The 25,769-nt window shown below is 47.5% G+C and carries 22 protein-coding genes; 17 read left to right on the forward strand and 5 right to left on the reverse strand.

Going from position 1 to position 25,769, the window contains the following annotated elements:
- Positions 1–14 precede the first annotated feature (14 nt).
- The 4 genes from GWG06_RS11580 to GWG06_RS11595 all read left to right on the forward strand — a co-directional run bounded on the left by GWG06_RS11580 (position 15) and on the right by GWG06_RS11595 (position 3,030).
- On the forward strand, positions 15–749 hold the full coding sequence (locus GWG06_RS11580) for a hypothetical protein (RefSeq protein ID WP_160713419.1): 735 nt from the start codon (positions 15–17) through the stop codon (positions 747–749).
- A complete protein-coding gene (locus GWG06_RS11585) occupies positions 746–1,573 on the forward strand; it encodes an SUMF1/EgtB/PvdO family nonheme iron enzyme (protein WP_235938300.1) in 828 nt (275 codons plus the stop codon). Before GWG06_RS11580 ends, GWG06_RS11585 begins: the two co-directional genes overlap by 4 nt.
- 126 nt (positions 1,574–1,699) lie before the next feature.
- Positions 1,700–1,870: a chryseobasin-related MNIO class RiPP peptide gene (locus tag GWG06_RS11590; protein ID WP_158631393.1), complete on the forward strand. Its 171-nt coding sequence runs from the start codon at positions 1,700–1,702 to the stop codon at positions 1,868–1,870.
- Between the two features lie 32 nt (positions 1,871–1,902).
- Positions 1,903–3,030 (forward strand): multinuclear nonheme iron-dependent oxidase, encoded by a 1,128-nt coding sequence (locus tag GWG06_RS11595; protein WP_235938302.1) that lies wholly within the window; start codon positions 1,903–1,905, stop codon positions 3,028–3,030.
- Positions 3,031–3,033: 3 nt separating this feature from the next.
- On the opposite strand, the gene GWG06_RS11600 is transcribed toward GWG06_RS11595, so the two are convergent.
- The 5 genes from GWG06_RS11600 to GWG06_RS11620 all read right to left on the reverse strand — a co-directional run bounded on the left by GWG06_RS11600 (position 3,034) and on the right by GWG06_RS11620 (position 9,815).
- Positions 3,034–4,620 carry a vitamin K epoxide reductase family protein gene (locus GWG06_RS11600; RefSeq protein WP_160713421.1) on the reverse strand — a complete coding sequence of 529 codons (1,587 nt, stop codon included), beginning with the start codon at positions 4,618–4,620 and terminating at the stop codon, positions 3,034–3,036.
- A 256-nt stretch (positions 4,621–4,876) separates the two neighbouring features.
- Positions 4,877–5,989 carry a glycosyltransferase family protein gene (locus tag GWG06_RS11605; RefSeq protein ID WP_160713423.1) on the reverse strand — a complete coding sequence of 371 codons (1,113 nt, stop codon included), beginning with the start codon at positions 5,987–5,989 and terminating at the stop codon, positions 4,877–4,879.
- Between the two features lie 15 nt (positions 5,990–6,004).
- Positions 6,005–7,180 carry a lanthionine synthetase LanC family protein gene (locus GWG06_RS11610; RefSeq protein ID WP_160713425.1) on the reverse strand — a complete coding sequence of 392 codons (1,176 nt, stop codon included), beginning with the start codon at positions 7,178–7,180 and terminating at the stop codon, positions 6,005–6,007.
- 15 nt (positions 7,181–7,195) lie between these two features.
- The gene (locus GWG06_RS11615; protein ID WP_160713427.1) at positions 7,196–8,941 is read right to left on the reverse strand and encodes a hypothetical protein; all 1,746 of its coding nucleotides are present in this window, start codon (positions 8,939–8,941) and stop codon (positions 7,196–7,198) included.
- Positions 8,942–8,954: 13 nt separating this feature from the next.
- Positions 8,955–9,815: a hypothetical protein gene (locus GWG06_RS11620; protein ID WP_127036659.1), complete on the reverse strand. Its 861-nt coding sequence runs from the start codon at positions 9,813–9,815 to the stop codon at positions 8,955–8,957.
- A 1,006-nt stretch (positions 9,816–10,821) separates the two neighbouring features.
- Between GWG06_RS11620 and GWG06_RS11625 the strand changes: the two genes are divergently transcribed.
- The 13 genes from GWG06_RS11625 (at position 10,822) to GWG06_RS11685 (ending at position 25,695) form a co-directional block, all read left to right on the forward strand.
- Positions 10,822–11,763, forward strand: coding sequence for a sensor histidine kinase (locus GWG06_RS11625; RefSeq protein ID WP_158631392.1), 942 nt, complete (start codon positions 10,822–10,824; stop codon positions 11,761–11,763).
- A 9-nt stretch (positions 11,764–11,772) separates the two neighbouring features.
- Positions 11,773–12,504, forward strand: coding sequence for a LytR/AlgR family response regulator transcription factor (locus GWG06_RS11630; RefSeq protein ID WP_127036655.1), 732 nt, complete (start codon positions 11,773–11,775; stop codon positions 12,502–12,504).
- A gap of 222 nt (positions 12,505–12,726) precedes the next feature.
- The gene (locus tag GWG06_RS11635) at positions 12,727–12,942 is read left to right on the forward strand and encodes a hypothetical protein (protein ID WP_127036654.1); all 216 of its coding nucleotides are present in this window, start codon (positions 12,727–12,729) and stop codon (positions 12,940–12,942) included.
- A 20-nt stretch (positions 12,943–12,962) separates the two neighbouring features.
- Positions 12,963–13,337, forward strand: a complete 375-nt coding sequence (locus GWG06_RS11640) for a LytR/AlgR family response regulator transcription factor (RefSeq protein WP_127036652.1) — start codon at positions 12,963–12,965, stop codon at positions 13,335–13,337.
- A gap of 274 nt (positions 13,338–13,611) precedes the next feature.
- On the forward strand, positions 13,612–16,779 hold the full coding sequence (locus GWG06_RS11645; protein WP_160713429.1) for a lantibiotic dehydratase: 3,168 nt from the start codon (positions 13,612–13,614) through the stop codon (positions 16,777–16,779).
- 700 nt (positions 16,780–17,479) lie between these two features.
- Complete coding sequence (locus GWG06_RS11650; protein WP_160713431.1) at positions 17,480–19,531, forward strand: TonB-dependent receptor plug domain-containing protein; 2,052 nt, start codon at positions 17,480–17,482, stop codon at positions 19,529–19,531.
- A gap of 5 nt (positions 19,532–19,536) precedes the next feature.
- On the forward strand, positions 19,537–20,136 hold the full coding sequence (locus GWG06_RS11655; RefSeq protein WP_160713433.1) for an HmuY family protein: 600 nt from the start codon (positions 19,537–19,539) through the stop codon (positions 20,134–20,136).
- A gap of 34 nt (positions 20,137–20,170) precedes the next feature.
- Positions 20,171–21,118, forward strand: a complete 948-nt coding sequence (locus tag GWG06_RS11660; RefSeq protein WP_127036644.1) for a DUF6607 family protein — start codon at positions 20,171–20,173, stop codon at positions 21,116–21,118.
- Between the two features lie 176 nt (positions 21,119–21,294).
- A complete protein-coding gene (locus GWG06_RS11665; RefSeq protein ID WP_160713435.1) occupies positions 21,295–21,924 on the forward strand; it encodes a class I SAM-dependent methyltransferase in 630 nt (209 codons plus the stop codon).
- A gap of 258 nt (positions 21,925–22,182) precedes the next feature.
- Positions 22,183–23,631: an MBOAT family O-acyltransferase gene (locus GWG06_RS11670; protein WP_160713437.1), complete on the forward strand. Its 1,449-nt coding sequence runs from the start codon at positions 22,183–22,185 to the stop codon at positions 23,629–23,631.
- A 6-nt stretch (positions 23,632–23,637) separates the two neighbouring features.
- A complete protein-coding gene (locus tag GWG06_RS11675; RefSeq protein WP_160713439.1) occupies positions 23,638–24,600 on the forward strand; it encodes a hypothetical protein in 963 nt (320 codons plus the stop codon).
- Positions 24,601–24,824: 224 nt separating this feature from the next.
- Positions 24,825–25,259 (forward strand): VOC family protein, encoded by a 435-nt coding sequence (locus tag GWG06_RS11680; protein ID WP_160713441.1) that lies wholly within the window; start codon positions 24,825–24,827, stop codon positions 25,257–25,259.
- Positions 25,243–25,695 carry a DUF1569 domain-containing protein gene (locus GWG06_RS11685; protein WP_160713443.1) on the forward strand — a complete coding sequence of 151 codons (453 nt, stop codon included), beginning with the start codon at positions 25,243–25,245 and terminating at the stop codon, positions 25,693–25,695. Before GWG06_RS11680 ends, GWG06_RS11685 begins: the two co-directional genes overlap by 17 nt.
- Positions 25,696–25,769: the final 74 nt, after the last annotated feature.

Consider the following 25,769-nt stretch of genomic DNA (forward strand, 5'->3'; position numbering starts at 1 on the left):
AAATGAGACTACCCATGAAATATCTGATGCTCCTGACGGCGCTGTGTTGTTCTGTTAATCTCTTTGCACAGTACGACGGCCCCGAATGGAAAACACCTTCGAAAGAAAGCCAGGCTTATAATGAATACCGTAATAAGTCTACCGTGCCGCCTTATGGATTGGCCAAAGTAAAGGCGCTGGTAAAAAGTATTCCCTGGGCTGATGATGAAACCGCCCGTATGGATAATAAAACTTACCTGGCATTATCGCTGCGCGAAAAGTTTACCTATGTGATGATTCATCCGGAAATATCCAGCCAGAACTGTGACCCCATTCCGCCTGTACAGGATGAGGACAAGAAAATTTTCGGCAGGCTGCCGGATGCCTTCTCTGAAGCCAACTGGAGCGAGCGCCAGATTAATTTCCTGAACAGCAACCGCGACTCCGTGATGGCTATCATCCGCGAATCTGTGATACGCAGCAAACGGATGGGCGTTAACTATAAAAATGCCATCCAGGAAATCAATGGCCGGGAGATGATCCCCTTTCTGATAGATACCTATAATACCGATAAAAAGGATCATGATATACTGAGCCTGCTGATGTTGCTGATGATGAAGTCAGAATATACGCCTTTCATGACATCTCAGTCTTACCGCAAACTGTATGGCCCTAACGCTGATTTCCGTGCCTATATTGACTTCAACGGGGCGAATGAAGAACTGATTCTCAAACGCGCTACTGATTTTTACAGCACTATCCGGAAATGAGTACACTGCTGAAATATCTGCCGGTATTATTAATGCTTACCGGAATACACAGCGTATATGCACAGGCTGATACCAGCTTTGTGCATATACCGGCAGGAGAATATATGCTTGGCAGTAAAGCAAGCATATTGAATCCAGCCCGCAAAGTACGTACAGCAGGCTATTACATGGCTGCAACCGAACTAACAAACGCCGCTTTCGATAAGTTTGTACAGGCTACCGGATATATCACTGAAGCAGAGAAAAGGAAGAATGCGCTGGTATTTGAACCGGGGCTGGAAGAATTCCGCTGGAAGGAAGACAGTACCGCTTACTGGCGTTATCCCAATGGCGTGAGCCATGGTGGTATTGAAGATAAAATGAATCATCCGGTCACCACTATCAGCTACCGGGATGCCATGGCTTACTGCCAGTGGGCGCATGTACGCCTGCCTACACTGGACGAATGGGAAATTGCTTCCCGTGCAGGCGCATCCTCGTTGTACAGCTGGGGCAATAACCGTGACAGCATAGGCAGGTATGCCAATATCTGGCACGGCCGTAATCACCTGGTGGCCGATACCAGCGACGGTTACATGTACACGTCGCCTGTGGCCAGTTTCCGCCCCAATGCCTGGGGATTGTATGATATGTATGGCAACCTATTTGAATTCTGTGAAGGCAGATTACCCACCGATAAAAAAGAATCGCGCATGGTACATGCCCGCGGTGGCTCCTGGTGGTGCAGTAAAAATTCCTGCAACTACTTTAACTCTGTGGATATTGGCCGGGTAAATCCCGTGGCATCTTTCAGCAATCAGGGTTTCAGGGTAGTAAAACCCTGACATGATAATTTACCCCAAAATTAACAGTAAAGTTAATTTCCCGCCTGTAACTTTTAAAAATCCTGCTGCGTTTAAATAGCAATACTGTGCACAGTTGCTTTTTTTTCAACTAAAATTTCCTTTAAGATGAAATTACCAAAATCGCTGTTAGGAGCCATTCTGATTGGCATTACAGTACAAACCACTACTTCTTCCTGTAAGAAGGAAAAAGAACTGACACCACAGGAAAAGAAAGAAGCAGAGAAGAAAGATGCACCTAAGCACCCTGAAGCCTGCATAGCCTGCGGCATGGGTTGATAATCTATTCTTACACAGCTAATTCCAAAAAGGTGCCTGAAATCCGCTCTGCAGTTGCCTGTAACCTGGATGCCAACATATTGGCCGCCTGTCTTCCGCTGATGGAAGCGTCAAAGATTGAAGCCATTGAATGGTCTTTCGATGCATTGTATAAAGTAAAAGATATTCCTGACTGGTTTGTGGAATTGTTAACTGCTTTCAGTAATGAAAACAGGTTAATAGGCCATGGTATTTTCTTCTCATTGTTCTCCGGCCGCTGGCGGCAGGAACAGGAACAATGGCTGCAGCACCTGCGCAAAACAAGTACGCACTTCCGCTTTGATCATATCACAGAACATTTCGGATTTATGACCGGTAAGGATTTTCATCATGGTGCGCCATTGAATATACCTTATACAAAAAGCACACTTAACATTGGTGTTGACAGGTTGAAAAGAATTCATGACGCCTGCAGATGTCCGGTAGGACTGGAAAACCTGGCCTTTTCCTATTCCATGGACGAAGTGAAGCGCCACGGCGCCTTTTTGGATGAACTGCTGGAACCTGTAAATGGTTTTATTATCCTTGATCTGCATAACCTCTACTGCCAGCTGCATAACTTTGATATTACTTTCGGGGAGATGATTATCTTGTATCCGCTGCATAAAGTAAGAGAAATACATATTTCCGGCGGTAGCTGGGAAGCCTCGCCAGCAGCGCCTGAGCGCATGGTACGAAGAGATACGCACGATGATGCCGTACCGGAAGAAGTTTTTCAGCTGCTGCAAAAAACAATTCCCCTGTGTCCGAACCTGCAGTATGTAGTGCTGGAACAATTAGGTACCGGACTTGATACAGATACCAGCAGAACCCTTTTCAGACAGGATTTTGGACGTATGCAGCGCATCGTGCATGAGCAACAGCCGCAGACGGGTTCTTGTTTTATAAATAGTTTTATGCCGGATAACCTGCTTATCTCAGCCGTACCGGCAGCAGATGAAACATTGTTTCAGCAGCAGCTGGAGCTCTCAGCCATATTGGAGTCCGCTTCTTCCTGCGAGGCTGCGGTACATGCGTTGCAGCACTCTTCTCTGGCACATTCAGACTGGCTCATTGAGCAATGGCAGCCTTATATGATTGAAACTGCTGTCAGCATTGCGCAGAAATGGAAAAAGATATAATAGTCAGCTGTTTTCGAGCGTAGTAATGTTCTGTGCAACTGCCGGAATCAGGTAACGCAGATCGGTGATGCGGTATCTTGCAGGCAGCAGCCGGTGATTGAGATAGATTGCTGGCGTAGCGGTGAGTTGCGCCGCTGCTGCCCAGGCAGCCTGCTCTTTCTGGAGAGGCATAGTATCGATGGGAACTTCTGTACGCCATTTCTTTAACCATTTGTCTGCCTGCAGACTGCAGAACCAGTCTGTCAGCATTTCCCTCCGCTGCGGATCATCTTCCGGCAACAGCAGATGTTGTTGCAGCAGGTGACATGCTGCCTGTGTATGCGGATCGTCCGGTTGATCCGGGTTGCATATGAAACGTACGCTCACGGCCAGCAGCTCCGGGTAGTTGGTCAGCAGGGCATCCAGCTCTTCAAAGGCGCGGGCGCACGGTCTGCAGTAAGGATTACAGGCAAGTGTTATCTGCAGCGGGGCATCGGGGTCGCCTATACGTAATTCATTTTTTATGGGAGAGCAGTCAACGCTTTCTGCGTACTGCATGGCTGTCATAAACATGGCGTCATCTTTTTTCCACTGCCGCAGCTCGTCTGCCGCCGCCATTTTAGCGCGCCAGTGTTCTGTTACCACCCTGGCAGCCTTTACTACCAGCGCAATACCTGCCTGCAGCATGAAGAAGGTGAGCAGGGTGAACCGGTTCAGGTCCGCTGCTGTAAAGGATAACAGGGCAAGGGATAAAAGACTCTGCCCCAGCAGGATACCAGTAATCAGCAAACATCGGGTACACCATTTTCTGGTAAGGAATTGCTGTGCCATCAGGCTGAAAACACTGACCAGCGTAACGGGAAGGGCTATACACATACCGGTGGAGATCCATAGCGGATCGCGGAGGGCTGCGATAGTAAAAATCAGTTGCGTCATGAAATAGGCGAAAGCCATATCGGAAAAGCTGAAGCCTGCCACACCCTGCGTATAGCTGGTATTGCGGAAAGTATTGCTGCTGCCGGGAGCCATCGCATCGCATAGCGCTTTAAATGCCTGGATGCGTATGCCCTGTTCCAGTGCCAGCGCAACGACGGCAATAAAAACGCCGGACAATGCAAGAACGCCCCAGGTGATGTTGGCCGCATTTAAAGTAATGATAGGAATGAAAACAGCCAGTAGGAAAGAGGAGAGGAGAGCTAATGCCAAAGCGCGGCTGTTTTGTTTGAACCTTGTGTCCTGGCTGTTTTCAGGGGTTTTCCAATGTGTATCTTCATCCGGTGTAATGACTACACCGGACCAGTTCTTCTTTAATGTGTCGTCAGATTTCCATTGGTTAGGATTGCTGACCAAATAAATATCTTCTGAATTTCCTTTTCTGAGATGCGCCAGCAATGGATAAGTCTGGATAACAACGTCCTCTTCGGCGATTTCCAGTGCGTGATAACGCATGCCGCCTGCGTCGAGCAGGTCTGTCAGCGCAGTAAGGGAGGGATAATCCGGGTGCGACCACAGCTCGCGCTGCAGATATTTTTTACCGACCGGTACGTGAAGCTGTTTCATCCAGGTATGTACAGCTTCATCAAAAGACATGGATGCAGAAGTCGTTTGCATGAAACGATTTTTAATTAGAAAACTGCTTTTAAAACTCCGGAACCGACCGGAACATAATCATGGCGACGGATGGACAAAAACCTTTACCGTATGGATGTATAGCTGATGTTGTTGTGTTGGAATCATCGACAGGTTAAAGTTATAGGATGATGATGCACCGGACACGCAGTAGGGATAATATCAGAAAAGGCACACCGGTACCGGTATGCCTTCTGTCAGGGTGAACCTGTTTTCATGGATAGTATATGTCTTTATTTCAGCCGAATACGATCGGGAAATTATAGAGTTGAGCGGCCACGAGCCCGTTGGCAGGCTTGAAAGGCGGCGCTATGATTTGTTTGGCGGCAAGGCTGCCCGGCAGCGCTCCGGCCAGATCCAGCTGATCGCCGTATTGCAGCATATCCGTTTCTATCAGGCGTTGCTGTATCAGTTCGGCGAACCAGGGATTGTCTGACGGGTTGGTATCCAGTACTATAGCGGCTCCTGCGAGCTGCAGGAGGGGCATATAAAGGAAATTTTCTTCTGTCAGCTCCGGTACTACCACCAGCGAGGCGCTGGCGTATAAGGCGGCTTCCTGATCGGCGCTGATATGTTGTATGAAGCTGATGCTGCTTTCCAGCGCGAGGTTCATAATACCGGCATAGGTAGATAATCCTGATTCATGCAGCAGGAATAGCCTGGCGGCCGGATAGGCCTCTTTCAGTTTTTTGAAGGATTCCAGCAGCGGCTGCATATCGTATCCCGGAGCCGCCAGCTGTTTGTTGAAGAGTATCAGCGGCGTATCTGCCGGCAGGCCCAGTACTGGCAGCAGGGAAGGCTGCGGCCGGTGGATATGGCTGGTCAGCCATTCGGGATAATTATATATGGTGGAGATTTTGTGTCTGAATGGCGGATATTGCTGCTGCAGAAAATGATGCGCCACAAAACTGGCGCAGATGATCTGGTCAGCAATGGTGAGCATATGGCGGAGGGTTTCTCCTACTGACAGGTAAGAGTATCCGTAAACAACTTTAGCCTGCAGGGACGTTTTCAGCTGATGTGCCAGATGCGCCCAGCTGTTATTTTCGAAATGAAATATCAGTCCGGTTATTCCGGCAAAACGCATTTCCAGCAGATCAGCCACGCGAAAACCGAACTGCTGTAGTTCTGCCAGGGAGAAGTCCTGCAGCGATTTGCGGGAATACGGCAGGGGAATATAAATATGCAGTTGATTATCAATCCATATCTCTTTGTATTCAGTATACCGGCTGCTGCCCAGGTGAACGGTATACAGTTGATACATATCATCGTTGCCGGTGGCAATATCCAGTTTGTGCAGCAGCGAAGTGCCGGTGGTGAGGTCGTCCAAAACTTTTATTACGTGCAGCATGTGATCTCTTTTTTCTTAACTGATTAAAATACTTTCATCCCAGTAGCATAGATCTCCGCGTATCCCCGACAGCAGCACCAGCCCTATGCCGGCCAGTCCTTCCCGTAACCCCAGGTGCTTGTTGTGGCTGTTGGCGGTCATGAGGTAAGACTGATCCACGAGGTGGTCTGTAGTCCGGTGATACATATTTTCCAGTGCATGATCCTTGTATTCCAGATGAAAACGGCGGAATATCTGCGCCATATTCATGGTTTTGCCTATATGGGCGCTATGTCGGAAGCCTGTGTCCACGGCAGGCATGTAGCCGTCTATGGCTAAAAACATTTTTTCCAGGGCAAAAATCCGCCACTCTTCGTTGCCGCTGTTTTTGCCGGCGGTATAGCAGGCGTGCAGCAATTCCACCAGCATACTGAAATACAGGAATGCTTCCGGCGCTGCCGGTGGGATATGTTGCAGCAGATATTCTGCAGCGGGAAGAAGCTGCTGCATCATATCAGACAGCAGCCGCATGGTAACAGCCGGATAGAGGTTGTATGAGAGGTTTTTCGATAGTACGATGATGTTGCCCGCATAATCAGTCACTTCATGATACTTTGCAGCCAGGCGGTGTTGCGGGGTGCGCGCCAGTGACAGCAGCAGGGTGGCATCTCCGCCATATTGCTGCTGAAAGCGCCTTTCGGATTTATCTGTCAGGTTGATATATACTTCATGTCTGACCAGTTTCTCCATATCTTTTTTGTCGTAGCCTGCCCGCGCAATGCGTGCCTGTACATAATGGAGATGGGCGGTCAGCTCTTCGGGGTAGCTGCGCGACAGGCAATGGTGCCAGCCGTATATGCGTTCATCCAGGCTGCTGAGCAGCGGTCCGGTTACGGTTTCTGTGGTAATCAGGTTGCGGGCGAGCAGATGTTCCAGCCCCCAGGCAATGCCGGTAACGCCTTTGGCGTAGTCGGGCTGCGGATAGCTGTCTATGGCGCCGGTAACATCCTGCAGTATCTCTTCGGCAAACTGCCGGTAGCGGTCGGACTGCCGGTGGGCAGCATAATGCAGCAGGAAGAAGGCCATGCCTGTCTTCCCGTGAAATAAGGAAATATCGTCTGTTAATGCGCCGTTGATAAGCAGGTACCTGGCTATCCTGTCCAGCTGCATTTCCCTGGCTGCTATCAGATTATATGTAGATAATAACTCCATTTTTCTCCTGAATAATTAAACTGGTTGCAAGGCCGCAGGCCGGTGCGCTGCAGTCTTCATTTTTTCGATATAGCCGAAAAGCTCGGCGGGCTGCATATTGCAGACTTTCAGATATTCCTGGCGGTTGTGCAGCATGAGCTTTTCGTTATGGAAACAGGGCTTGTTCCTGCCGGGATGATAGAGGTGGAACAATACGCCTTCGGTACGCTTTATTTTTTCTCCGGCAATCCGGAAGCGTTTATACCTTTCCTTATGTTCATGACCGGGGCCAACGAGATTGATGTTTTCGAGTCCCAGTTTACGGAAGGCAGACATGTTTATCAGGCAAACGCCTCCGAAAGACTCGCTGGAAACGGTATCAAAGCATTGCTGGTAGTGATGCAGCATACCGAAATCGGGCTGCCTGCGGAAAATATTGCTGAAGTTCCGGTTTACATAATGTTCGGTGCCATCATATGGATACACCAGGGTGGCGCCGGCGCGCAGATGTTCTGCTGCCCAGGCCAGTTGGTTGGGCGCCAGGATCACATCGGCGTCGTACAGTGCACCATAGGGCGTTTCACACAACTGCAGCAGCGTATTATGATGGTAGGTGCGGTAGTAAGGATCGGTGTCGCTGTGCAGGTAATGGTATTGCACATTTCCCGGCAGCGACACCGGATCTATAATTTGTTCACGGTCCATTTCTGAAACAATCACTGTTGTTTCAAAGTATTTATCTATGAATTGAAGGATGGTGTACAGGTTGGCGAGTTTATCCGCCGAATCTATTCTGACCGGAATAAGGATGGTAGTATCCCTCAGCGGGATGCGCGCGTGCTGGGTATACCGCCTGATAGCGGCGGCATACATGGCGCTGCAGCTGTCCTGATCCAGGTAATCCAGTTGTTCATAGTAAGGGAAGGTGATATTATATACAAATTTGCAGAAGTATTTCCGGCGCTGATCCCGGAGGATACCGGCGTTATGGTAAATTCTGCACTGATGCCAGCGGGCTATGTTATCGGATGGCCAGCAGAAATCCAGTTCCGGATGAATACTGATGGGGTGGCCGGAGCGCAGTCCGTTCCACATAACCGCCCACATATCTGCACACCAGTGCTGAATGGGCGTATAGTCGTTGATGTTATTACCGGTATTGACCGCCCAGGAAGCGGCATAATCTTCCTGGTTATCTTTTAGCCAGGTGTACAGGTTTTCGCTGTCTGTCTCCACTTTATCCCAGAAATGATAATCCGTATTTTTCAGCACATACTGCGCACCGCCGGTGTTGTCATTGGCGTTGATGACAGTCCGGGGCGGGATGTCCGCTATCCGGCACATATCTTTGAGTACCTGGGGGCCGTGCTGGCAGATATAATCAGCATTCAGGTAGGTGCGGGTGTCAGATACATACCAGGTGTTGCCGGGGATCAGCTGTGAAAAATCCGGCAGCTCCCGGAAGATGATGTCGCAGTCGTGATAGAAGATAGCGGTATCTTTCAGCCAGGTATGCCGGAGGAAGTGTTGTTTGATAATATGCGGCCTGACGCCGGAAGGGTACCGGCGTTGTGTTCTGTTATCGGGGTAGATAAAAAAGCAGGCCAGGTCCTGCCGGTTTACAAGTGATCTGTATTCAGGCCGGAGTCCGCTATGCGGGTTGACGGCCAGCAGAACATGTATGCCGGCAGGATCAATGCCCATCTCCCGGAAGTTGAGCAACTGTATTTCCAGTTGCCAAAGGAAGATAATATCATCTGGTTGTGCTGATAGAAAGATCATGTCAGCCTTCAGTTTACACGGTGAACGAAGTTGGCGGCACCACCAGCGAACCTGCCAGGGTGGGTATTCCGGCTGGCAGGTTACTGATGTCCTGTGTGCTGTGTATCTTTTGCATCACTGATTCATAATGCCCATGCGCAGACAATGCAAGGATGAAACGCGATTTCCGGGACCTGGAGGTCCGGATGTGCGGCAGCAACTGAAATCCAGGCTGGTGGCCGGCAGATGAGCCAGAGGCCCACGTGCCGCGGCTGCAAGGCAGCGATAGTGGCTTTGGAAGCCACCGGCGCCTGCTTTGCCGGACCGTTGGAAAATGGATACGTTGTTGTGCTTCGTTGATGTCGGTAAAAGCGGATGATGCCAGTATAAATGCTGAAGAGATGTTTCTGAGCTGAAGGTGCCGGGAGGCTGACAGCAACGGCTGCAGGATGCAGATGTGTTCCTGGGGAACTTTCACATCCTGCAGCGGCAGGTCCAGGCGGGGCGGCCGCTCCTGATCGGGCGCTGTGCCGTAAATTACGGGCAGCTGCTCATAGGCAGGGCGGGAGTCCCGGGGAAACTGGTCCTGTAGTTGCCCGGTCAGTGTGGTCATTTGTGTAATGAGGGAATCGAGGAAGCGGTTGTCAGGTATAGTCTTTACGGGTAACAACAATATGACAGCGCGGCTGCCGCTGGCAGGCGTTATCATCTCATTATACAAAAACTGCCGGCAGGCTGAGGGCGGCAACTGGTGGAAATAGCCGCCAGACAATATTTTCCGGTGAGTGCGGGCATGGCGTCCGGACCTCCTGCCGGTAACGGCAAGGATAGCATCCGGTACAGTACACCGGCGGATGGTTAATTCCTGTGAGTATGTAGATAGCTTTAACTGCATAAGAATACCCTTTAGAGTTGACCATGACCGGATTTTCGTGTAATCATCGGCGTAGTAAATGCTTTGGGGCTATGTTTTACGGAATTCAGCACAACATTCTCCGGGGAAACATTTACTATTTGGTTCAGATTCCGGTTGAAAAGGCAATAACCTGCCTGCTGCACAAAAAATGTATCAGTCGGTATCGGGAATATGTAAATGGTCATCTGCCGTTTCATAGAATCGTCTGTAATTGGTCTGTACTGCCTGCCTTTGAGACGCCCAAAGTTGGCGGCTGGCGCCTGCCTTTTAAAACTTATTAGACCAATGCACCTCTTTTCACGATGAAATACCGGCTCCGGCCAATTTGGGGCGCAGGGGAGGAACTATAGTATGGCCGGCCTGTCCTGACAAGTTGAAACAGGGAAATGCCATTGTAAAAATATTTTATTGTTAGGAATACTAACTTTTACTTTTTTGTTGAAGTAATTGATAATAAGTCGGTTGAAGTATTTTTGCAGCAGGTTGTCCTTTTTTTGCGTGCTGAAATGTGCAGGAAATTCCATCTTTCCGGTATGAAGTTTTGGTTAAATAAGCAGGGCTTCCTACCCGCGGCTGGGCAGGGTTTTTCCCCGGAATTCCGGTCGCAGCGAGTATGAGCCCCGTCCGTAACCGGGCTTGATTGGCTGTAATCCGCTCACCATAAGGAAAAGAGGGGAAAAAATACATTCAATTACATTTTTTTGCTATTTTGCGTAGTAAGCATGAAAAATTAGCAATAAGTGAATCAACAATTCGACCAATGTCATCTACTGCCAGAAATAAAGAAGTGGCAAGCCAAGTGGTAAAAGACAACAGATTAATAAGTTGGATAAGTTCTGGCGCCTTTGAGAAATTTTATACCCCCAGGGTTAGGGTAATTGTGCACCTATGCGTATGGGCCGCTTTTTATCTCTTCCATTTTTTACTGTACTATGTTGATCTTAAACAACCTGCTCCTGCAAGTATGGTGCTGACATTGAGAAACATGTTAGTGCTGGTTTTTGGTTTTTACTTCATCATGTACTTTGTACTACCGGAACTGATTCTGAAGGGCCACTATCTGGCCGGATTCTTTGGTATTATCTTTCCCTTCTTTGTAAATTCCCTCATCAATTATGGTGCATGCCTGATTGTATATGGGTTTTCGATGAAGGTAAAAGACCAGGAGACTGCGGATACAGTTATTAAAATCGCAAAAGGTGGTTTTATGGGAGTCATTCTCAGTACCTTGTCACCGAAAGCAATGTGGTTCTATGTTAGCGCAATGGGACCATTTGTGGTATTCAAGATGGTGCTGGATACTATCCGCAGCGCTACCCGCAGGCTCAGGATGTCGAGAGATAAACTGGACCTGGAACTGAGCTTTCTGAAATCACAGCTGAACCCACATTTTTTGTTCAATACGCTGAATAATATTTATACCCTGTCCCTGAAAGGGGCTCCGGAAGCGTCAGACCTTATTTTGCATCTTTCCGCTATGATGCGATATACTTTGTATGAATCTGATACACAACTGGTATATTTGCGTGACGAAGTGGAATTTATGCGCAATTATACGGAACTGGAACGTATCCGGTACGGTTCCAGGGCGGATATAACCTTTGAATATGATGAAGCAGAAATAGCTGATCAGAAAATAGGCCCGCTGCTGATGTTTCCGTTTATCGAAAATGCCTTTAAATACGGGCAGGTTACCAGCGATGGCCAATGTCACATTCATATAAAGATTCATGCCAACGGTCCGCTGCTGAAAATGAGCGTTTGTAACAGTAAAGGGGAAAGGCCGGAAAAGAAAGAAGTAGGGGGAATAGGCCAGAAAAATTCACGGAAACGGTTGGAATTATTGTATCCGGGTCGCCATTCATTGCTAATAGAAGATATTAGTGATAAATATAATGTTACTTTGTCAATCGCACTTTCTAACTAAAACAACGACATGGAGCAAAAAATAAGATGCCTGGTAGTTGACGACGAGCCTTTTGCCCGTGAGCTAATGAGTACCTATATCAGTAAAATTCCACATCTGGAATTGGTGCAGACCTGTGAAAATGCTTTCGATGCGATTGATGTAATGCAACAGGAGCCTATTGACCTCCTTTTTTCTGATATCCAGATGCCCAATATCAACGGGGTGGAAATGATCCGGTCGCTGCAACATACGCCACTGGTGATATTTACTACAGCCAGCCCGGACTATGCCGTACAGGGATTTGAACTGGACGTGGTGGATTACCTGTTAAAGCCTTTTGGTTTTGACCGGCTGCTGAAAGCGGTCAACAAGGCAAAAGTACAGCTGCAGCAACAAAAACAACCACCGCCGAAAGAAGCGCCGACCTTCATGTTCGTGAAGGACAGCCAGAAACTCAGTAAAGTCATCTTTGATGATATCTATTACGTGGAAGGCATGAAGGATTATATCAAAATTGTTACTGCACAGAAAACCTATATTATTTACCAGCGGATGAAGCACATGGAAGATACTTTACCTTCCAGACAGTTTATCCGGGTACACAAATCGTATATTGTACAACTGAACGCGATCAGAAATATTATCGGTAATACAGCCGAACTGTTGAATAATCACTCTATTGTTATCTCCAAACAGTATAAACCCGAATTAAACCGCCGCTTAGGCATTACCGGAGACAGCCAGGATGATGAAGCCTGATGCTTTCCTGATGGTCCGGAATTTGCTGTAACCCTCCCGCCATATCCTATCCGCCCTAGCAATAACCAGGGAAGATACGCACTTGAAAATCACCGACTGCTTAGCGCGATTACATTGGTCGTGTCAAAGGACACTTTTGTCTAAATTAATTTTTTAACCCGGAGGCAAGCCTCAATATTGTGATGTAATCACAATATTATTCAAACCTCCTAACCTAGCATCATGAAAAAACAAGCAGTATCCCAGCATGCCAGAATTACACTGAGTCTCGATAAAGAGATTGTTGCTAAAACTGACAGCCACATCATGCAAAACCTGAGCAGCACCAAAATGTACAACAGCGGTGAAAATACTACCGTAAGCACCGGGGATTTTGGCTGGACTTCATTCGCCCAGGCTACTATGGCAACTATGGGAACTGGTACATCTAATCTGTAATCAATTCCCAGCATCAGGACATGTCTTACCGTTGTGCCATAGTTGACGACGAGCCTTTGGCGGTTGAATTGCTGAGCGAATACCTTGGCAAAATTTCGCGTATGGAGCTGGTCGTTACTACAGATAAACTACAGGCTATAACGGATCTGATTACGGATGGGAAAGTAGATCTGATCCTGCTGGATATCAATCTGTATGGTATCCAGGTAGAACACATCAATCTGCTTTTAAGAAGAAAAGATTGTCGCATCATCATTGTTACGGCCTATCCTTTATCCCACCTAAAGGATCTGGCCCTTGAACCTGTTCATGGTTACCTGACTAAGCCGGTTAGTTTTATCCGGTTCCGGCACGAGCTGGAGAAGATACTTGGAATGGAATTATCTTTAATATGATCTCCTACAAGCATTTCATCTCGTAAAAATAAACCTTCGTCGAAAAAATATGGCCGGCAGCAGAATCATCGGCACCTTGCATATAGATTTAGAAACGATGGCCTGCAATTAAAAGACAGCTAGCAAAGGTCTCCGGTTTATCTGATAATTATCCGGCAATATATACAGGCTCTGCCGGAGAAAAGGGGGAAAAAGAAGAGAACCGGAACATTATCACCTGCTTCAGAGGAAACAGACGAATAATCACCCATAGCCTGATGAAAAGTATTTGGAAATGATGTATGAAAGCACAGATAGCCAACAACTGAAAACATTCGGATTTTACCTGTTGCGACTGCCATTGCTGCCCTACACAGCTATAACGTCGCTGCACGAAAAAGGCCCGGAGGATATTGCTGCATTATCCGCAGCAATCAGGGATATCTATGCTCAACCGCTGTTACAGGAAGCCATCTACCTGGCCAGCCCCGAATTACATCAACTGCTTTTACAATGGCTCTCAGAAAATACTGCCCTGAAACCGCATAAAGAACAGAAACTGCTGCTCACCCTGTATAAATACCTGCTCAGGATGAGTACCCGTTGCACGCCTTACGGCCTGTTCGCGGGATGTGCGGCCGGCGCCACCGGTACCGACGCTACAGCAATTACTTTTTCAGGTGATGACGCCGAAAAAGTAGCCAGGCTGGATATGCACTATTTAACCGGTATTGCCGGAGAATTACTGCAGGACAGCGAAATTGCCGACACACTGACCTATCTGCCCAACACCAGCATTTACCGCGTAGGCAACACCTACAGGTACTATGAGTCTCAGTGGAAAGATAACAGACGTCATTATTTTCTCAGCACTTTCTCTCATACACCATACCTGGAAGATCTTCTGGATACAGCCAGACACGGCGCGTCCATGCAGGAACTTACAGCAGTACTTACTGCCCTTGATGTGCCGGATCAGGACGCAGCGCGCTATATCAGCACACTGATTCAAAATCAGATACTCGTATCGGCCTTTCATCCAACAGTCACAGGCCCGGACTACCTGTCCCGCCTGTTGACAAAACTTGACAAATCGGCATTGCCCGGCGTTTACCCAGCTGTACTTCAGTCAGTACAGCACCTCCTTTCAACACCCGGAACCGGCATATCCCAATATAGCCGTATCCGTGAGCAAATTCAGGAACATTTTCCCGCCTTGTCAGCTAAAGACCTGATTCAAATCGATTTGTTCCACAGCACACAACGAAACCAGATTTCATCGGCTGCCATGACTGCGCTGACAGCCAATCTGCAACAACTGAGCTTCCTCAACACGGGCCGGCTGTCAGATGATCTGGTACAGTTTAAAAAGAAATTTACAGATCGCTATGAAAACCGGTTAATGCCGTTGATGGCCGTACTGGATACCGAAAGCGGTATTGGGTACGGACTCATCAGCGGAGACAAAACCAGTTACACCCCCCTGGTAGACGACCTCATGATCCCCGGCGCCAATGGCACCCCGCAAACCAGCTGGACCAGCTTCAACAAACTGGTGCTCGACAAATGCATGCAGGCCCTGTCTTCCCAGGCGTATACTGTCACCCTTACAGACAAAGACATTCAGCCTTTTGTCCCGGCAGACGGGCATGCTACCATGCCCGCTGCCGTGAGCATTCTCGGTACCCTGATAGCCTCAGGACCGGAAGCACTGGATAACGGCGATTTTCAGTTCATCCTGAAAGCATTCAACGGACCCGGCGCCCTGGCGCTGCTCGGAAGGTTTGCTGTTAATAACCCCGCACTGACTTCCCGGATGCAAGCCATCGCAGACTATGAAAGCGATTTACATCCGGATAGCATCATCGCCGAAATCGTACACCTCCCTGAAGGACGTATCGGTAACGTGCTGCTCAGACCGCAGCTCTACAAATATGAAATACCTTTCCTCGGCAACGCCAGCGTTGACAAGGAATTCAGAATACACACAGATGACCTGTACGTCACCGTAAAAGATGACCGTGTAGTACTCATCTCCCGTAGTCAGAACAAAGAAATTATACCGCGGCTTACCAGCGCCCATAACTATGCGGACGGTCAGCCTGTTTATAAGTTCCTCTGCGACCTGCAGCATCAGGATGCGCCGTTTAACGTTAACTGGGACTGGCTCGTTATGCAGCAGGCATCTTTCCTGCCCCGCGTAAGCTATAACCAGGTAATCCTGAAGCGCGCCCAATGGCATCTCTTCAGTAAAGAATTTACCAGCCTGCTGGAAATAACCACGCCGGCTGCAGCTTTACTCACGCTCCGGGATAAATATAAAATGCCCGCTGCCGTAGTAATGTCAGAAGGCGACAATGAACTGTTCCTCGACCTGTCCTGCGTACTGGCACAACAGCTGCTCGCAGACAAATTGCAGAAACATGATGTAATCCTGTTCGAATCCCTGATGGAAGAAGATCAGCTGATTACCAACAAAAAAGGTAGCTATTGCAACGAAATAATGATACCGTTGCAGAATACCGCCTACACAAGAGTCTCAGCCGCCACCGCTGCTGCACCAGACCACGCGTTATCGCTCACGCGTACGTTTGCACCCGGCAGCGAGTGGCTTTATGCTAAAATATATTGCGGCCCCCGCTGGATGGATAAGCTGCTCACCCGTGAACTGCAGCCCCTCATTGCTGAGCTGCAACACGATGGAATCATTGACAGCTGGTTCTTCATCCGCTTCCAGGACCCAGGCAACCACCTGCGCGTGCGCTTCCACCTGCCCGACAGCCGGCAGCACAGCCAGCACGTAATCAACAGGTTGCAGGAAGTATTCGAAGAATACCTGGATCAGGGAATTGTACACAGTATTCAGCTGGATTCCTATATACGGGAGATAGAACGCTATGGCGCCGCCACCATGCACCTGACTGAAACATTTTTTCATCAGGACAGTGAAATGGTTTTGCAGCTGCTGCCATTCATCCAATCAGCACCGGAAGATGCCCGCTGGATGTACGCGTTAAAAGGCGCTGATGGTATACTGGAAGATTTTGGTTTCAGCATGACCGCCCGGCAGCAATTGCTGCAAACAATGCAGCAAGGCTTTTTCCGCGAATTCAACGGAGACAGCAACCTGCAGTTTCAACTGAATAATAAATACCGTCAGCATAGCAGTACCATAGCGGCACTGCTGGGCAATACACCCGACGCAGCCCTGCTGCCGCCGGCAGCAATGGAAATTTTTCACCGTCGCGCAGTAAGCGGCAGGCCTGTATCCGGACAGTTACTGTCCTTGTCAGAAGTGCCTGTACAGCGACTGGTGGCAGATTACCTGCATATGTTCCTCAACAGGCTGTTCGTAGCCAACCAGCGCATGCATGAGCTGGTGATCTACCACTACCTGCTGAAATATTACACCAGCATACTGGCCAGGGAAAAAGCCCGGCCGGAAAAGCATCTGATTCCGTGACGGATCACCGGTGTGATCTCTCTGAAATTTCTACCATAAAATATTAATTAACAATGTCATTATTGAAAAACGATTAAAACATGTTAACCTAAAAATATTTATCTGAGAAAACCCTTTTGAGATACCGGTGCATGTACCAGATATTCCGGCAAGCGGATGTCTGGTATGCACCAGGTGTTTCAACGACGAAAGATTCTTATTGGAATACTGCTTCATATAACCAGGGCCGCCTTCTGGCAGCCCTGATCTTTAAATTTCAGACACAGTTTAAATAAAACGTTTCCTTTTGAATTTATCTTCATTAGCAGTTTTATTAACGTGTAACCTAACAGTCATAAGCATTAATCATGGTCATGTCCATGACCGTGGCCTTTTAAATTTTTTATTTTATTATTTGAGATTTTGTTTTCAATCGGGAGTGCTTCCCCACTTAAATATCCCAGAGGCAATTTTGATGAGTCACAAAATCTCAAATAAAAAAATAATAACGTCTTCACTCAAATACCCTGGCGGAAAGACAGCCCTGCCTGATCAGCCACAATATCTCAAATAAGAAAAAATAGGCAAATCCCAAATGTTCCGCATCGCGTAAAACAGTTTCCCAATCTCGTAAATGTTATCATGCTATAGCATTTTACATTTGCCGGGCAATTCACATTTACCTAAGATGTATAAATATTTATTACTGCTAACCTGCATAATGCGGGCAGGGGCTTCGTTTGCCCAAACTGATACCGCCGGCGCAAAAGCGCTGCAGGAAGTAGTGGTAACCGCTACCCGCAATGAACAGCTGGTTAATAAAGTCCCTATTCCTGTTACCATTATTAAGAAAGCACAGATTCAATCCATGGGCGCTGTATTGTTGCAGCAGGTGCTGGCAGAGCAGACAGGTTTGTTTATCACTTCCAACCACGGAACCGGCATACAGATGCAGGGACTGGAAGCAGAATATACCCTTATCCTGCTCGACGGCGAACCGCTGATAGGCCGTACCGCAGGCACGCTCGACCTTTCCCGGATTGTTGTCAGCAATATAGAAAGGATTGAAATCATTAAAGGGCCTGTGTCTTCCCTGTATGGCAGCGATGCGCTCGCCGGCGTAATCAATATTATCACCAGTACCAAACGTAAAGAAGGCGTTACCAGCGCTACTGCCAGACTGGCCACCAATAACACCTATAACCTGGACGCAGGTACGAAAATTCCCTTTTCCAAAGGCCTGTTTTCTGTCAATGCGAACTATTATAACACCAACGGCTATACGCTGGGAAAGGAGAATACATCACCTACCGTATCGCCGTTTCATGCCGTTACGCTGCAGTCGCGCTGGCAGCAGGACTGGAGCGATAAATGGCAGAGCGTTCTCTCTGCCCGCTACTTTGATCAGCGCTATAACAGCTTCTTTCAGGAGTCAAAAGGTATAGTAGACGACAAAGGAAAAGAACAGGATGCCAACGTATCCCTCAACATCAGGAATACGCCGGGCAAACGCTTCTCGCAGGTGCTGCGCCTGTACTATTCCCGCTACGCCACCCGCGAAGATATGCTGTACCGGCAGGATCAGCGCGTATACGACGCCTCCTGGTTTACGCAGCAATACCTGAAACCGGAATACCAGGCCGACTGGCAGCTGCATCCGCAACATCAGCTCACAGCAGGTATCGGGTATATCCATGAATCACTGGAAGCAACCCGCTACGACGAGAAGATGGCATTCAACACCGGTTATCTCTTTCTGCAGGAAAACTGGAAACCAGGCGATAAGTGGAATGTCTTGCTGGGCGGTCGTTTCGATACCCATAACCAGTATCCTTCCCAGTTCAGTCCTAAATTATCCGTATCCTATAATTTTCATCCCAACTGGCGCGTACTTGCTTCGGCAGGCCGCGGCTACCGGGCGCCCGACTTCCGCCAGCTATACCTGCACTTCAACAACGCAGCGGTAGGATATACCGTGGCAGGTACCAAACTGGCGGTGGATATACTGAAAGAGATGCAGGCCAGAGGAGAAATCAAACAGCTGAATATAGATGTCAGCCAGCTGAAAGATCTGGATGCTGAAAGCTCCTGGTCATACAATGCGGGTATTCAGGGTAAACCTTTCAGTACCACCGCCACCAAAGTGAATTTCTTCTATAATAAAGTCAATAACCTGATAGATACCCGGGCAATTGCCGAAAAAACAAACGGACAAAGGGTTTTCAGCTATGTAAATGTAAAAAGTATCACGACCTACGGCGCCGAAGCCGAAATCAGTCAGTCGCTCTTCAAATGCTGGCAGCTCTCCGGCGGCTATCAGTACCTGCGTACACTGGATAATGAACTGTATAATAAAGTGAAAAATAAAGAAGTATATACCGTTGACGAGCAAACGAAAGAAACCCGTGCATTGAAGCGCAGCGAGTATTTCGGGTTGTTCAACCGCTCACATCATACGGCAAATTTTAAAGTATCGTATATCCATTCCCGTTTGGGTATTGATGCTAATGCCCGTGTGGTATACCGCAGCAAATACGGATTCACGGATGAGAATGGCAACAACACCCCCGATACGAAAAATGAATTTGTTCCCGGCTATGCTACGGTGAATGTGGCTGCTGCCAAATCCCTGTTCCGCAACCAGTTACGTTTGCAGGGAACCATCGAAAATCTGTTTAATTACACGGATCCTCAGCATATTTCAACAATGCCCGGCAGACTGTATTCCGTTGGTCTTACCTGGAATTTTTATCACCTGAACAAGCACAATTAGTTTATATGAGAAAACAACTTACACTTTTATTATCTGTGGTACTGATTGCTTCCTGCAGCAAGAGCGATGATGATAAACCTGCCAACACCGGCGGCAACGGCCGTCCCGGTACTGTAAAGGTAATATCCAATACGGCTGTCAATGTAGATGCTGATGCCGGTAATAAAGGCACTTTTACTTTGTATAACCTCGCTGAAAATAAAGTTGTTCCCAACAGTGATTCCGCTACAGCCAAATGGGATATTGGTTTCAAGGCTACCACCATCATTATTAACGGTGGAGTGAGTGGTCCGGGAAAGGCATCCGCACAGGTAGTTTCCGGCATTTACAATGACATGGGTACGGCGCCGGAAGCTGGATACAAAGTTGATGAAGCCGCTGCAAAAGCTATCACCGGCTGGTATTCCTATAACATGGATACGCATATCATTTCACCAGTAGCAGGCAAGTTTTTTGTCCTGAAAACAGCTGACGGGAAATATGCCAAACTGGAAATATTCAGTTACTACAAAGATGCGCCCAACCCGCCGGTAGCTACTTCCGCCAGCAGATACTATCATTTCAGGTATGTGCTGCAACCCGATGGATCCGCTTACTTTAAATAATCTGCATCATATATAACCATTCAACTCATAAGTCATGAACAAGATACTGACACTCACACTTGCCGGCGCATGCCTCTCCCTGAGCGCATTTGCGCAGAAAAAACCGGCTGACAGGTTACAACAGGATAAAGCAGCTATTAAGAATATGTGCGGTTGCCATGATGTGACATTTGAATATACCGAAACATTTCCGGCAGACAGCTCCTATAAGCCCAAAGGGTATCATAAAATTATCGATGCCGTTGAATATATCACGGTAGCTGATGAAACACCCGGCCGCATTGTATTACAGCACCTGCTGATAGCCGGTGAAGATGTAATCAAGCACTGGACGGAAGACTGGCAGTATGAAAATCAGACGCTGCTTGCTTACGATAAGGATAACCAGTGGAAGAAAATACAGCTGCCCGCAGCACAGGTTAAAGGACAATGGACGCAGAAAGTATTCGGCGTGGATGATGAGCCGCGTTACGAAGGCTCCGCCACCTGGGTACATGCTGATGGCCGCCACTATTGGGAAGGCAGCAGTGATGCGCCTTTGCCACGCCGGGAGTACACCACCCGCAGCGACTACAACGTGCTGCACCGCATCAATCACCACGAAATCACCGCCAATGGCTCTGTTCATGAACAGGATAATCAGAAAATCCTGAGAGAAAACGGAAAGGATAAAGTACTGGTAGGAGAGAAAGGAGTAAATACCTACGCACGTATAGATGAGGGCAGATGTAAAGAAGCGAAGGACTGGTGGGAAAAGAACAAAGCCTTCTGGGCACTTGTCCGCAAAGGATGGGATAAAGTATATGGCAACAATACTACCATCAACCTGCAGAAAAAAGTTAACAATGAACCATTGTATAAAGTTATGATGGCGCTGGAAAAGAAAGCGCTGAACAAGGAACTGGGTGGCGAGGCACTGGAAAAGGAAATAGCAACAACCCTGCAACAGTTCGCTACCGGAAAGGATGTGAGTCTGAAGTGACTAACGAGTTGATTTGAAAACACCGCAGTTATTCCTGACTGCGGTTTTTTTATTTCCCGCCGGATGATAACCTGATGATTGTCCTGTTAAACCATTGCTTTGTCCTATCCTTCTCCTTCGCTTCCGGCTTAACTTTGCAGCAGTTAATCTCTCTCTTTAAATAAAAATATATCACTATGAGCCAGAAGTGGGACGAAAGATATAAAAGTACAGATTTTGCCTATGGTACCGAACCTAATGTATTCTTCAGGGAGTGGCTGCCAGCATTTACGCCCGGCTCTATATTAATGCCGGCAGACGGAGAAGGTCGCAACGGCATATTTGCAGCGCAGACAGGCTGGAAAGTAACTTCCTGCGATTTCAGTACGGAAGCGCGCAGCAAAGCCATGCTGCTGGCCCGTGAAAAGCAGGTAGCGCTGGAATACCTGGTAGGCGATTTCAGCCTGCTGTCATTTCAGCCGGCTTCCTTCGATGCCATCGGGCTCATCTACGCGCACCTGGATAGCCCCGACAAATCCGTATTCCACCGGCAGCTCAACGGGTATCTCCGGCCCGGCGGCATCATTATTCTGGAGGCCTTCAGCAAGCAGCACCTGCACTATAAACAGCTTAACCCTGGTGTTGGCGGCCCCGGCGACCTGCAGAGCCTGTACTCCAAAACCGAGATTACTGCCGATTTCCATAACTATGACATACTGCTGCTGGAAGAAGAAGTGATTTTTTTACAGGAAGGAAGTTTTCATGTGGGAGAAGGCGCTGTAGTAAGGTTTGTAGGAAGGAAGCGTGGAGACGATGTAACCAGATAAGTTGAGGTAAATGATAAACCGGAACTCCCGGATATGATCCCCCCCTGCCCCCCGCAGAAAGATTGTTACTGCCATAATTTTAGAGTAACTTGCCGCCCTGGAATAAACCAGGGCTGGTGGCAATTATGCCGGATCGGACTGATAAGCATCACCCGCCTGTATTCCGGACATGTGTTCAGTACAACACATATTTATACCTATGATGTCTGAATGCAACCATGTCCCGCACACTAAACATAAATACAACCGTCATACAGCATGCTTTTTAACTCGATAGGATTTGCCATATTCCTGCCCGTAGTATTTTTTCTTTATTGGTTTGCTACCAGCAGAAGTCTGAGAATGCAGAATCTGTTGTTGCTGGTGGCCAGTTATTTCTTTTATGCATGCTGGGACTGGCGTTTTCTCTTTTTGCTGGTGTTCTCCACTTCTCTGGATTATTATACGGGGCTGAAGATGTGTGAAGCCAGGAGTCAGCAGCACCGGAAAATCTGGTTCTGGCTGAGTGTAGTGATCAACCTGGGCTTTCTCTTCTTTTTCAAGTATTATAACTTCTTTATAGCATCCTTTCAGGAGGCCCTTGCCGGATCAGGGATACAGATCAACCCCTGGACGCTGAAAATAATTCTGCCCGTCGGCATCTCCTTTTACACTTTCCATGGGTTGTCTTATGTGATTGATATCTACAAGAACAGGATTAAGGCAGAACGCAATTTCGTGGACTATGCCGTATTCGTGAGCTTCTTTCCCTTGCTGGTAGCTGGCCCTATTGAAAGAGCCACGCACCTGTTGCCACAGATCAAGCAACCAAGAACATTTGATTACGGTAAAGCAGTAGACGGGGTGCGCCAGATCTTATGGGGGCTGTTTAAAAAGGTAGTGATCGCCGATAATTGTGCAGCCTTCGCAAACGAAGCATTTAATAACCCTGCCGGACAGTCCGGCAGCACCCTGGCGATTGGCGCCATTTTCTTTGCATTCCAGATTTACGGGGACTTTTCAGGGTATTCTGATATAGCGCTGGGTACCGCCAGGCTTTTTGGAATGGAACTGCTGCAGAACTTTTCGTTTCCCTATTTCTCGCGCGACATTGCAGAATTCTGGAGACGCTGGCATATCTCCCTCTCCACCTGGTTCCGCGATTACCTGTATATTCCCCTGGGAGGCAGCAAGGGCGGCACCTGGATGAAAATAAGGAATACGTTTATCATATTTATCGTCAGTGGCTTCTGGCATGGGGCCAACTGGACTTTCATCGCCTGGGGAGCGCTGAATGCACTCTATTTCCTGCCGCTCCTTCTCACCGATAAGAACAGGAATCACCTGGGCATCGTTGCGCAGGGAAAGATCTTCCCATCCTGGAGAGATGTACTGAACGTATCGCTGACCTTCGGACTCACCACCATCGCCTGGATATTTTTCAGGGCCAAAAGTATGCATGAGGCGTTTACTTATATATCAGGAATGTTCTCCTGGTCATTCTTCCGTAAGCCCGAATTTCATACCGGGCATGCGCTGGAAACACAGCTGATACTGGTAATCCTCTTTATGATGATAGAGTGGAAAGGCCGTGAAAGCAAGTATGCCATTGAATCCCTGGGCCTGAAATGGAAAGCGCCGGTGAGATACGCTTTTTATTATGTGCTCGTAATAGCCATTTTCTGGTTTGCCGGAAAAGAACAACAATTTATTTATTTCCAATTCTAAGGATAGATGAAAAAGTTTTTACAGAAGGTATGCCTGCTGGTACTTCCACTCCTCGCTTTAATGTATCCGTTGGATAAACTATTGTCTGCCGGCCTGAAAAGAGTGCACGGAGAAGGTGGCGGAGATATCGGAGAGCTTGAAGTAATGAGAGATATATACGACGGAAAGATAAACAGTGATATTGTTATTTACGGTTCCTCCAGGGCATGGATACAGATCAACTCTTCCATACTGGAAGATTCCCTGAAGAAGCAGGTATATAACCTGGGTATTGACGGCCATAATTTCCACCTGCAATACATGCGGCACCGCGAGCTGCTGAAGCACAACCGCAAACCGCAGATGATAGTATTATCAGTAGATATTTTCAGCCTGCAGCGAAGAGCAGACCTCTATGAATATTCGCAGTTTATGCCGTACATGCTATGGAATGAAAACATGTACAACTTTACTTCTACTTATCAGGGCTTTAATAAAACAGATTATTTTATTCCCTTAATGAGATATGCCGGCAAGACGGAAGTACTGGATGTGATCGTCAGAAATCTTACGCATGATATCCCGGATTACCGTACCAAAGGCTTCCGGGGAATGCATGCAGACTGGAATGATGATTTCGATAATGCGAGGAAGACCGGGGTGAAATACACGATTCATTATGATACCGCCAGTATCAGGTTGTTCGAACAATTTATCAGAGAGTGTAAAAAAGATAATATTCAACTGGTTACGATCTATGCACCGGAATATATTGAAGGCCAGCAATTCATTGCCGGACGGGCAGATCTTTTTAATTTATACCGCCGGTTCTTTGAAAAATATCATATTCCCTTCCTGGATTTTACTAATGATGAATTGTGTTTTGATAAGAAATACTTTTATAATTCCATGCACCTGAATTATATAGGCGCAGATTTGTTCACCTCCAAACTGGCACACCGGCTGAAAGCACTGCAAACTGATAATTAGAATTACGAATTGCAAATTACGAATTGCGAATGTAGAGCGAAGATATAAGCAAAGAAGTAAATTCCTTATCCGCTTATTTCTTCGCTCTACATTCGCAATTCGTAATTCGCAATTCGTAATTATCTTCCCATAACTATCTGTCCCTGTAAATTTAAAAATAGCAATTTTGAAGAAGTGACTATTAGCGTAGTTTTCGAGCTTTGTTTCAACAAAACAAACAAGCTATGATTACAAAAATGTCAATCGCCAATATTTATGTGCTGAACCAGGACAGCGCCCGTGATTTCTACGTAAACAAACTGGGATTCACGCTGGTAGATGATCTTCCCATGGGGCCTGATTCCCGCTGGCTGACTGTTTCTCCTCCTGAACAGCCAGATCTGCAGCTGGTACTTTTTCCGGTAAAGGTGGGTAAAATGTTCCCGCAGCAAACTGCTGAAACACTCATGGCCATGATAAAGGAAGGCGTATTTGGCTGCGGCGTGGTTACCTGTAAAGACATCCAGGTCACTTATGAAGCGCTTAAAAGCAAGGGCGTTGAATTTATTAAGCCGCCTACCGAGGAGTTCTATGGCACGGAAGCCCTTTTCAGAGACGATTCCGGGAATCACTTTTCATTACAGCCTGTAAACAACAATAGCCGTGAAAACAGTATTTGATTCAGCATTAAGAAATGAGCTGATTAGCAGAATTAACTCGCTTAGCAGTAACAGCAGTGCCAAATGGGGAAAGATGAATGTTTATCAGATGACTAAACATTGCACCCAATGGGATGAATGGATACAGGGCAAAAATAATCCGGCCTATAGGCAGGAATTCCTGGGTAAGATATTCGGAAAAATGGCTTTGAAAAGTAACACCAAAGATGACAGACCGCTGCAGAAGAATATGCCTGCCGGTAAACTGGCCGTGAAAAAGGGGCTGAATGGAGATGTAGAACAACAGAAGCAATCATGGCTCAGGAGTATGGAAGCCTATGGTAACTATTCCAACCCGGCTTTCATTCATGATTTCTTCGGAAAAATGAGCAGGGAGCAGATTGGTATTTTTGCATATAAACATGCGGATCATCACCTGAGACAATTCGGGGTGTAAGGTATACCACAGCGTACATTGCTGCTGCTGATGGCACGGGTGAGCCCCTGCTGCAAATGATCACGAATATTTAT

The organism is Chitinophaga solisilvae, assembly GCF_009928525.1.
GTDB classification, from domain to species: Bacteria; Bacteroidota; Bacteroidia; order Chitinophagales; family Chitinophagaceae; genus Chitinophaga; species Chitinophaga solisilvae.

Excerpts from the sequence above, each read along its gene's own strand:
- GWG06_RS11580 (WP_160713419.1), top strand. The coding sequence starts at position 15 with ATGAAATATCTGATGCTCCTGACGGCGCTGTGTTGTTCTGTTAATCTC.
- GWG06_RS11585 (WP_235938300.1), top strand. The coding sequence starts at position 746 with ATGAGTACACTGCTGAAATATCTGCCGGTATTATTAATGCTTACCGGA.
- GWG06_RS11590 (WP_158631393.1), top strand. The coding sequence starts at position 1,700 with ATGAAATTACCAAAATCGCTGTTAGGAGCCATTCTGATTGGCATTACA.
- GWG06_RS11600 (WP_160713421.1), bottom strand. The coding sequence starts at position 4,620 with ATGCAAACGACTTCTGCATCCATGTCTTTTGATGAAGCTGTACATACC.
- GWG06_RS11605 (WP_160713423.1), bottom strand. The coding sequence starts at position 5,989 with ATGCTGCACGTAATAAAAGTTTTGGACGACCTCACCACCGGCACTTCG.
- GWG06_RS11610 (WP_160713425.1), bottom strand. The coding sequence starts at position 7,180 with ATGGAGTTATTATCTACATATAATCTGATAGCAGCCAGGGAAATGCAG.
- GWG06_RS11615 (WP_160713427.1), bottom strand. The coding sequence starts at position 8,941 with ATGATCTTTCTATCAGCACAACCAGATGATATTATCTTCCTTTGGCAA.
- GWG06_RS11620 (WP_127036659.1), bottom strand. The coding sequence starts at position 9,815 with ATGCAGTTAAAGCTATCTACATACTCACAGGAATTAACCATCCGCCGG.
- GWG06_RS11625 (WP_158631392.1), top strand. The coding sequence starts at position 10,822 with ATGTTAGTGCTGGTTTTTGGTTTTTACTTCATCATGTACTTTGTACTA.
- GWG06_RS11630 (WP_127036655.1), top strand. The coding sequence starts at position 11,773 with ATGGAGCAAAAAATAAGATGCCTGGTAGTTGACGACGAGCCTTTTGCC.
- GWG06_RS11635 (WP_127036654.1), top strand. The coding sequence starts at position 12,727 with ATGAAAAAACAAGCAGTATCCCAGCATGCCAGAATTACACTGAGTCTC.
- GWG06_RS11640 (WP_127036652.1), top strand. The coding sequence starts at position 12,963 with ATGTCTTACCGTTGTGCCATAGTTGACGACGAGCCTTTGGCGGTTGAA.
- GWG06_RS11645 (WP_160713429.1), top strand. The coding sequence starts at position 13,612 with ATGATGTATGAAAGCACAGATAGCCAACAACTGAAAACATTCGGATTT.
- GWG06_RS11650 (WP_160713431.1), top strand. The coding sequence starts at position 17,480 with ATGCGGGCAGGGGCTTCGTTTGCCCAAACTGATACCGCCGGCGCAAAA.
- GWG06_RS11655 (WP_160713433.1), top strand. The coding sequence starts at position 19,537 with ATGAGAAAACAACTTACACTTTTATTATCTGTGGTACTGATTGCTTCC.
- GWG06_RS11660 (WP_127036644.1), top strand. The coding sequence starts at position 20,171 with ATGAACAAGATACTGACACTCACACTTGCCGGCGCATGCCTCTCCCTG.
- GWG06_RS11665 (WP_160713435.1), top strand. The coding sequence starts at position 21,295 with ATGAGCCAGAAGTGGGACGAAAGATATAAAAGTACAGATTTTGCCTAT.
- GWG06_RS11670 (WP_160713437.1), top strand. The coding sequence starts at position 22,183 with ATGCTTTTTAACTCGATAGGATTTGCCATATTCCTGCCCGTAGTATTT.
- GWG06_RS11675 (WP_160713439.1), top strand. The coding sequence starts at position 23,638 with ATGAAAAAGTTTTTACAGAAGGTATGCCTGCTGGTACTTCCACTCCTC.
- GWG06_RS11680 (WP_160713441.1), top strand. The coding sequence starts at position 24,825 with ATGATTACAAAAATGTCAATCGCCAATATTTATGTGCTGAACCAGGAC.